The organism is Serratia sp. PL7, from assembly GCF_945957435.1.
Map to the genome: position 1 here is coordinate 1 of NZ_CAMFLB010000059.1, position 7,659 is coordinate 7,659.

Genomic DNA, 7,659 nt, shown 5'->3' on the forward strand with positions numbered 1-7,659 from the left:
TTAAGCCCATTGCAGACTCTAGATATTGACGAGTACGTCGGGTTTTCTCTTGTTTGAGTTGCCTCTTGTGGTAAGATAGTAATCAATTACTATCTTACCAGGAGTGCTCGTGGACACCCATCCAAAGCATCTGCCGGCCGATGAACGTCGTGCCGTAACTGTCGAGTCCGTCGTGGCGCTTGCCGGTTCACAAAACCCAAGCGAGATAACCACTGCGGCTATCGCTAAACACATGAACTTGACCCAGGGTGCGCTGTTTCGGCACTTCCCGAACAAGGAAGCCATTTGGCAGGCGGTCATGGAGTGGGTAGCAGAGCGCCTATTAGCCAGAATCGATCGATCCGCACAAGGAATCGAGTCGCCCTTGGCAGCCATGGAGGCGATGTTCATGAGTCATATCGAATTCGTAGCTGAGCACCCAGGCGTGCCAAGAATGATGTTTGGTGAGCTTCAGCGTGCCGAATCGACACCGGCCAAGCGCATGGTGCAAACCTTGATTCAGCGCTACGGCGAACGTTTGCATCGTCTCATCGAGAAAGGCAAGGCCAGCGGCGAGTTGTCTCCCTCGCTTGACAACGAGGCGGCGGCAACGCTGTTCATTGGCACGATCCAGGGCTTGGTCATGCAATCGCTGTTGGCGGGTGATGTGGGACGTATGCACCGCGATGCGCCGCGCGTCTTTGCAATTTATCGGCGTGGCATAAGGAGTGCGCAATGAAAAAGTTACCCTTGCAAGGCCGCACCCTGGCACTGCTTGCCGTCATCATTCCTTTGCTGGTGCTTTTTATTTATGTCGGTCTGCGATCAGGGCCGCTCGCCCCGGTCGCTGTGACGGTGGCAAGCGTGGAATCACGGGCTATCACACCGGCGCTGTTCGGCATCGGCACGGTGGAGGCGCGCTACACCTACAAGATCGGGCCGACGTTTGCCGGGCGCGTCAAACGCCTGGAGGTGCATGTAGGCGACCAGGTCAAGGCCGGACAGGTGCTCGGCGAGATGGAGCCGGTCGACCTTGATGATCGGGTGCGCTCACAGGAGTCTGTATTCAAGCGGGCGGAAGCGGCTTTGCGCGAGGCAGAAGCCCGGCAAGCCTACGCGCAAACCCAGGCGCGCCGCTATGAGCAATTGTTTGCGGTGCGCTCGACCAGCGAGGAAATCGTCACCACCAAGCGGCAGGAACTGCAGATCGCCGATGCCGCCCTATCCGCCGCTCGGGAAGATATTGCCCGGGCACGCTCCGACCGCGAAGCACTCGTCGCGCAGCGGAGCAATCTGCGCCTGATCGCGCCGGTCGACGGTGTAGTCGCCGTGCGCGATGCCGATCCCGGCACGACCATCGTCGCGGGCCAGGCCGTGGTGGAAGTGATCGACCCCAAGAGTTTGTGGATCAATGTGCGCTTCGACCAGATCAGCGCATCGGGGCTGGCTGGGGGGCTGCCGGCTCATATCGTCCTGCGTTCGCGTGGTGGCCAGACCTTGAAAGGTCGCGTGCTGCGGGTGGAACCCAAGGCCGACGCGGTAACCGAGGAAACGCTTGCCAAGGTGACATTCGATAACAAACCAGAACCTTTACCACCAGTGGGTGAACTGGCCGAAGTCACGGTTGACTTGCCGGCGCTCCCGGCCGCTCCACTGATCCCCAACGCTGCCGTCCAGCGTGAAGGCGATAAAGTTGGTGTCTGGCAAATCGTGGATGGTGATCTGCATTTCTCCCCGGTCAAGCTCGGCACTTCCGACCTCAATGGTTACGTGCAGGTGCGCGAAGGGCTCAAGAATGGGGACCAGGTTGTGACCTATAGCGAAAAGGCACTGACGGCGCGCAGCCGCATCCATGTGGTCGAGCATATCCCGGGAGTTTCACGATGATCAGCCTGGCCGGCCGCGACATTCTCCATGCCTGGGGGAAATTCGTCTTCACCGGCATCGGTCTGGGTCTGCTGATCGGCGTCACCCTAGTCATGGCTGGGGTGTACCGAGGCATGGTGGACGACGGCAAGGCGTTGCTCGACAACAGTGGCGCTGACCTTTGGGTGGTGCAAAAGGATACTCTGGGTCCTTATGCGGAGTCGTCCAGCCTCAACGATGACGTGTATCGCGCCATTCTCGCCATGCCGGGAGTCTCACAGGCAGCGAACGCGACCTACCTGACCATGCAGGTACGCAAGGGCGAGAGTGATGTACGCACCATGGTGGTCGGCATCGCGCCCGGTGCGTTGGGGGCTACACCCGGATGGCCTCCTTATCTCGTCGCTGGACGCCAGATCACGCGCGGTCACTACGAGGCTGTGGCCGACATCGCCACCGGCTTCAAACTGGGAGATCGTCTTACCATTCGCCGCAATCATTACACCGTCGTGGGGCTGACACGGCGTATGGTGTCGTCCAGCGGCGACCCGATGGTATTCATTCCGCTCAAAGATGCCCAGGAGGCCCAGTTCCTCAAGGACAACGATGCCATCTGGCAAAGCCGGCGTCGCACCGAAGCCAACCCGGTCTTCAATCGACCCGGTGATCCAGGTTTGCTGGATGCCGTGATTGCTTCACAGAGCAGCAACGCGTTCGTCAATGCCGTGCTGGTCACTCTGAAACCTGGTCATGCGCCGGACGAGGTTGCCGAATCCATCCAGCGCTGGAAGCGTTTGACGGTCTACACCCGGGCACAGATGGAAGACATCCTCGTCGGCAAGCTGATCGCCACCTCGGCCAAGCAGATCGGCATGTTCCTTGTGATTCTGGCCATCGTTAGCGCGGCCATCGTTGCCTTCATCATCTATTCGCTGACGATGGACAAAATCCGTGAGATCGCGGTGTTGAAGCTCATCGGCACACGCAACCGAACCATCGCCGCGATGATCATGCAGCAGGCGCTCGCCCTGGGCGTGATTGGCTTCGTGGTCGGCAAGATCACAGCCACCTTTTCAGCACCGGCTTTTCCAAAATATGTCCTGCTCACGCCAATGGATTCTGTCGCCGGTTTTTTTGCCGTGCTCGTGATCTGCGTTCTAGCTAGCCTCGTCGCCATTCGCATAGCACTCAAGGTCGATCCGGCCGAAGCCATTGGAGGTTGAGATGAGTGGCAAAGGGATACACATCGAAAGTTTAAGCAAGCGGTATGGCGATGGTGACACCGCTGTCTTTGCCTTGAGAGACGTGAATATGCATGTTGCGCCTGGTGAAGTGGTGGGACTGATCGGCCCTTCCGGGTCCGGCAAGAGCACGCTGCTCAAGTGTCTGGGTGCGGTGATCGAACCGACCGCCGGTCGCATGACGCTGGGCGATGAAGTGATCTACGCCGATGGCTGGAAAGTCCGCGACCTGCGCGCCTTACGGCGTGACAAGATCGGTTTCGTTTTCCAGGCGCCGTACCTGATTCCGTTTCTCGATGTCACCGACAACGTGGCGCTGCTGCCGATGCTTGCAGGCGTCGCGAATGGAGAGTCGCGCGCGAAGGCACTGGAATTGCTCACAGCGCTTGATGTGCAACACCGAGCTCGCGCAATGCCCTCGCAACTCTCCGGTGGCGAGCAGCAACGGGTCGCCATCGCGCGCGGACTGGTCAATCGTCCGCCGGTGATCCTGGCCGATGAACCCACTGCGCCGCTGGATTCCGAGCGCGCCATGGCTGTAATCCGCATCCTCAACGACATGGCCCGGAAGTTTGAGACCGCCATCATCGTCGTCACCCATGACGAAAAGATCATCCCCACATTCAAGCGCATCTACCACATCCGCGACGGCGTGACCCATGAGGAAGCTGGCGAAGGGCGGGAGTTCGAATGAGAGAACGATTGAATTACAGGAGAATTTCATGACCCACCGCAAACACAGCCACGCATTTGGAACTATCACCCTGACCGTTACGGCCTGCCTGCTTTTATGGGGTTTTCAGTTGCCAGCTTGGGCTGGTGACGCTACCCAGGTTGAGCCACTGGCGCTACGCAAGATCATGCAGGAACTCGGGCGCAACATGCAGGCTATTACCGGTGCGATTTCGCAGGAGGAATGGGTTCAGGTCGTTCAGCTCGCCCCAAAAGTTGCTGCACACCCCGAGCCACCGCTTACTGAAAAAATGCGCATCCTTGCTTACCTCGGCGCTGATGCGACCAAGTTCAGAAACTTTGACGCGCAGACTCACGAGGCGGCGCTGGCCATGAAGCTGGCTGCTGCGAGCAGCGACGGCAAGGCGGTGATCCAATCATTCGCCCACGTGCAGGAAAGCTGCTTGGGCTGCCACCAAGCTTTCCGTAAACCTTTCGTGGAGCATTTTTATGGAGCACGCTAAAACATGCCAGCGCCCCATCAGCCTCGAAAGACGGCTTGCGGCAACTTACCTGGTAGCTGGTCTGGTCACCGCCGGTCTGGCCGGCTGCGCCGCCGGCCCTGATTTTCAGCGTCCCACCGCACCCGATGTGGCTCGCTACACTGCAACACCGGTAGCTGATAGAACCGTGTCCGCTCCCACGCAGTTCGGCGAAACACAACGTCTAGTCGAAGGGCTTCCGATCGAAACGCAATGGTGGCAAAGCTTGGGTTCATCCGCACTCGACGGACTGATAAACGAAGCTTTCCATGTCAGCCCGACGCTGGCGAGCATCAGCGCCAATTTGCGACAGGCGCAGGAGCTTCTTGCCGCACAGGCGGGCTCGACGCAATATCCACAGGTAGATGTCGCACTGGGATCTCAGCGCCAGCAAATGAGTCCCAGTAGCCAAGGGTTGAGCGGAGACGCACGTCAATTCAGCCTCTACAACGCCAGCGTTGGCGTGCATTACAACCTCGATCTGGCTGGCGGCAACCGGCGCGCACTCGAAGCCTTGGCTGCTCGCGCCGACTACCGTCGCTTCGAACTGAATGCTGCGCGCCTGGCCCTTGCCGGCAACATGGCAACCGCTGCCATTACCCGAGCACGCCTCGCCGCGCAACTAGAAGCCACTACTGCCATTTTGCGCGTGCAGGATGAGCAACTGCGCCTGGCCCATGAACGCGTGCGTATCGGTCAGGCCTCACCTGATGAAGCGTTGAGCCTACAAGCTCAGGCGGAGCAAACGCGGGCAGAACTGCCTGCGCTGCGTAAACAACTGCAACAAACCGAACATCTACTGGCGGTGCTAGCCGGTCGTGCCCCAGGCACGGGTGGCATCCCGGCCTTCACTCTGGCCGATTTCACTCTACCCGTCGAGATGCCGCTCGTCGTGCCCTCAGAACTGGTGCGCCGCCGACCGGATATCCAGGCGTCAGAGGCGCTGTTGCATGCGGCCAATGCAGACTATGGTGTGGCTGTCGCCAAGCTCTACCCACAGATCAACCTGAGCGCCAACCTTGGTTCTCAGGCGCTGACCACCGGTGCCCTGTTCGGTGGTGGCTCGGCAGTGTGGGGCCTGGTTGCGCAGCTCACCCAGCCTCTTTTTAATCCAGGGCTACCCGCTGAAAAAAGAGCGGCGCTCGCCGCTTTTGATGCCGCCGTAGCCAATTACCAGAGCGTCGTATTGGAGTCTTTGCGTAACGTCGCCGACACCCTGCGCGCGGTGGAAAGCGATGCACAAACTTTGACTGCCCTCGCTGCCGCTGATATGGCTGCACAGGCCTCCTTGCAGTCGGTCGAGCGGCAATACCGGCTGGGCGCGGCCAGCTACCTGCAACTGCTCATCGCGCAGCAACAGGCACAGTCAATCCGGATCAATATGGTTGCGGTCCAGGCACAACGCCTAGTCGATAGTGTTGCTTTATATCAGGCCCTGGGAGGTGGTGTCAGTTAAGACTAACCCTAACCTGATGTCAGATGTTGAGCACAAACAACGTCAGAGTAGGGTATTAATTTATATTTATTGACACATTCAGCCAAGGGTAATAGATTTCATCCTGACATTTTTACCTTTGGAGGCATCTTGCAAGGTCAACGTATCGGCTACGTTCGCGTCAGCAGCTTCGACCAGAATCCTGATCGACAACTGGAACAAATAGAAGTCGGCAAGGTATTCACCGATAAGGCTTCAGGCAAGGACACACAACGTCCCGAACTTGAAAGGCTGCTGGCCTTCGTCCGCGAGGGCGACACCGTGGTGGTGCATAGCATGGACAGGTTGGCACGCAACCTTGATGACCTGCGCCGCATCGTCCAAGGGCTGACACAACGGGGCGTGCGCATGGAGTTCGTCAAAGAAGGGCTAACGTTCACCGGCGAGGACTCACCGATGGCCAATCTGATGCTGTCGGTCATGGGAGCCTTTGCTGAGTTCGAGCGCGCTCTGATCCGCGAACGTCAGCGCGAGGGAATCGTGCTGGCTAAGCAGCGCGGGGCCTACCGGGGACGAAAGAAATCGCTGAACAGCGAACAAATTGCCGAGTTGAAACGGCGAGTTGCGGCAGGCGAGCAGAAAACCTTGGTGGCCCGTGACTTCGGCATCAGCCGCGAAACCTTGTACCAGTACCTGCGGGAAGACTGACCATGCCACGCCGCTCAATCCTGTCCGCCACCGAGCGCGAAAGTCTGCTGACACTGCCAGATGCCAAAGACGAACTGATACGGCACTACACGTTCAACGAAACCGACCTGTCGGTGATCCGTCAGCGTCGCGGCGCCGCGAATCGATTGGGCTTCGCCGTGCAGCTTTGCTACTTGCGATTCCCTGGCATCTTCTTGGGCGTCGATGATCCTCCATTTCTGCCCCTGCTGCGCATGGTGGCCGCACAACTCAAGGTGCCGGTGGGAAGCTGGAACCATTACGGCCAGCGCGAGCAGACACGGCGGGAGCACTTGGTCGAGCTGCAAACGGTGTTTGGATTCAAGCCCTTCACCATGAGTCATTACCGGCAAGCCGTGCATACATTGACCGAACTGGCCTTGCAAACAGACAAAGGCATTGTGCTGGCCAGCACCCTTGTTGAAAACCTGCGGCGGCAGAGCATCATCCTACCCGCCATGAATGCCATCGAGCGCGCAAGCGCCGAGGCCATTACCCGTGCCAACCGAAGCATCCATGCGGCATTGGCCGATTCCTTGATACCTGTCCATCGCCAGTGCCTGGACGAACTGCTCAAGCGCAAGGATGGTAGCAAAATGACGTGGCTAGCGTGGCTGCGCCAATCGCCCGCCAAGCCAAACTCGCGCCACATGCTTGAACACATCGAACGCCTCAAAGCCTGGCAGGCGCTTGACCTACCTGCTGGCATCGAACGGCAGGTACACCAAAACCGCTTGCTCAAGATCGCCCGCGAAGGCGGCCAGATGACGCCCGCCGACCTGGCCAAGTTCGAGTCGCAGCGGCGTTACGCCACCTTGGTAGCACTGGCCATCGAGGGCATGACCACCGTCACTGATGAAATCATCGACCTTCACGACCGTATCATCGGCAAGCTGTTCAATGCGGCCAAGAACAAGCATCAACAGCAGTTCCAGGCTTCCGGCAAGGCGATCAACGACAAGGTGCGGATGTATGGGCGCATCGAGCGCACGCTGTTCATTCTGGATTGGCTGCAAAGCGTGGAGCTGCGCCGCCGCGTCCATGCGGGGCTGAATAAGGGCGAGGCGCTGGACGACACGTTGCTGCAATATCTGTCCCCGCTGGGGTGGGAGCATATCAACCTGACCGGCGATTACCTATGGCGCAGCAGTGCCAAGGTCGGTGCGGGGAAGTTCAGGCCATTGCGACCGCTGCCACC

Annotated in this window: 8 protein-coding genes; all 8 read left to right on the forward strand. The window is 59.1% G+C overall.

The features are described 5' to 3' along the window. Positions 1-109 precede the first annotated feature (109 nt). On the forward strand, positions 110-718 hold the full coding sequence (locus N6G83_RS53570) for a TetR/AcrR family transcriptional regulator (protein ID WP_004393990.1): 609 nt from the start codon (positions 110-112) through the stop codon (positions 716-718). Beyond that, on the forward strand, positions 715-1,866 hold the full coding sequence (locus tag N6G83_RS53575) for an efflux RND transporter periplasmic adaptor subunit (protein ID WP_016236501.1): 1,152 nt from the start codon (positions 715-717) through the stop codon (positions 1,864-1,866). Before N6G83_RS53570 ends, N6G83_RS53575 begins: the two co-directional genes overlap by 4 nt. Next, positions 1,863-3,068: an ABC transporter permease gene (locus tag N6G83_RS53580; RefSeq protein WP_000624215.1), complete on the forward strand. Its 1,206-nt coding sequence runs from the start codon at positions 1,863-1,865 to the stop codon at positions 3,066-3,068. Before N6G83_RS53575 ends, N6G83_RS53580 begins: the two co-directional genes overlap by 4 nt. A gap of 1 nt (position 3,069) precedes the next feature. Then, positions 3,070-3,780 carry an ABC transporter ATP-binding protein gene (locus N6G83_RS53585; protein WP_004393997.1) on the forward strand — a complete coding sequence of 237 codons (711 nt, stop codon included), beginning with the start codon at positions 3,070-3,072 and terminating at the stop codon, positions 3,778-3,780. A gap of 28 nt (positions 3,781-3,808) precedes the next feature. Continuing rightward, positions 3,809-4,282 carry a cytochrome c gene (locus tag N6G83_RS53590; RefSeq protein WP_003056106.1) on the forward strand — a complete coding sequence of 158 codons (474 nt, stop codon included), beginning with the start codon at positions 3,809-3,811 and terminating at the stop codon, positions 4,280-4,282. Beyond that, positions 4,269-5,756: an efflux transporter outer membrane subunit gene (locus tag N6G83_RS53595; RefSeq protein WP_011784757.1), complete on the forward strand. Its 1,488-nt coding sequence runs from the start codon at positions 4,269-4,271 to the stop codon at positions 5,754-5,756. Before N6G83_RS53590 ends, N6G83_RS53595 begins: the two co-directional genes overlap by 14 nt. A gap of 129 nt (positions 5,757-5,885) precedes the next feature. Then, the gene (locus N6G83_RS53600; protein ID WP_016236504.1) at positions 5,886-6,443 is read left to right on the forward strand and encodes a recombinase family protein; all 558 of its coding nucleotides are present in this window, start codon (positions 5,886-5,888) and stop codon (positions 6,441-6,443) included. A gap of 2 nt (positions 6,444-6,445) precedes the next feature. Beyond that, positions 6,446-7,659: DUF4158 domain-containing protein (locus N6G83_RS53605; RefSeq protein ID WP_260524392.1), on the forward strand; the 1,214-nt coding region annotated here is incomplete at its 3' end.

Bases quoted from the DNA above. Each gene is read 5' to 3' on its own strand.
- N6G83_RS53580 (WP_000624215.1), top strand. From the start codon at position 1,863: ATGATCAGCCTGGCCGGCCGCGACATTCTCCATGCCTGGGGGAAATTC.
- N6G83_RS53585 (WP_004393997.1), top strand. From the start codon at position 3,070: ATGAGTGGCAAAGGGATACACATCGAAAGTTTAAGCAAGCGGTATGGC.
- N6G83_RS53590 (WP_003056106.1), top strand. From the start codon at position 3,809: ATGACCCACCGCAAACACAGCCACGCATTTGGAACTATCACCCTGACC.
- N6G83_RS53575 (WP_016236501.1), top strand. From the start codon at position 715: ATGAAAAAGTTACCCTTGCAAGGCCGCACCCTGGCACTGCTTGCCGTC.
- N6G83_RS53595 (WP_011784757.1), top strand. From the start codon at position 4,269: ATGGAGCACGCTAAAACATGCCAGCGCCCCATCAGCCTCGAAAGACGG.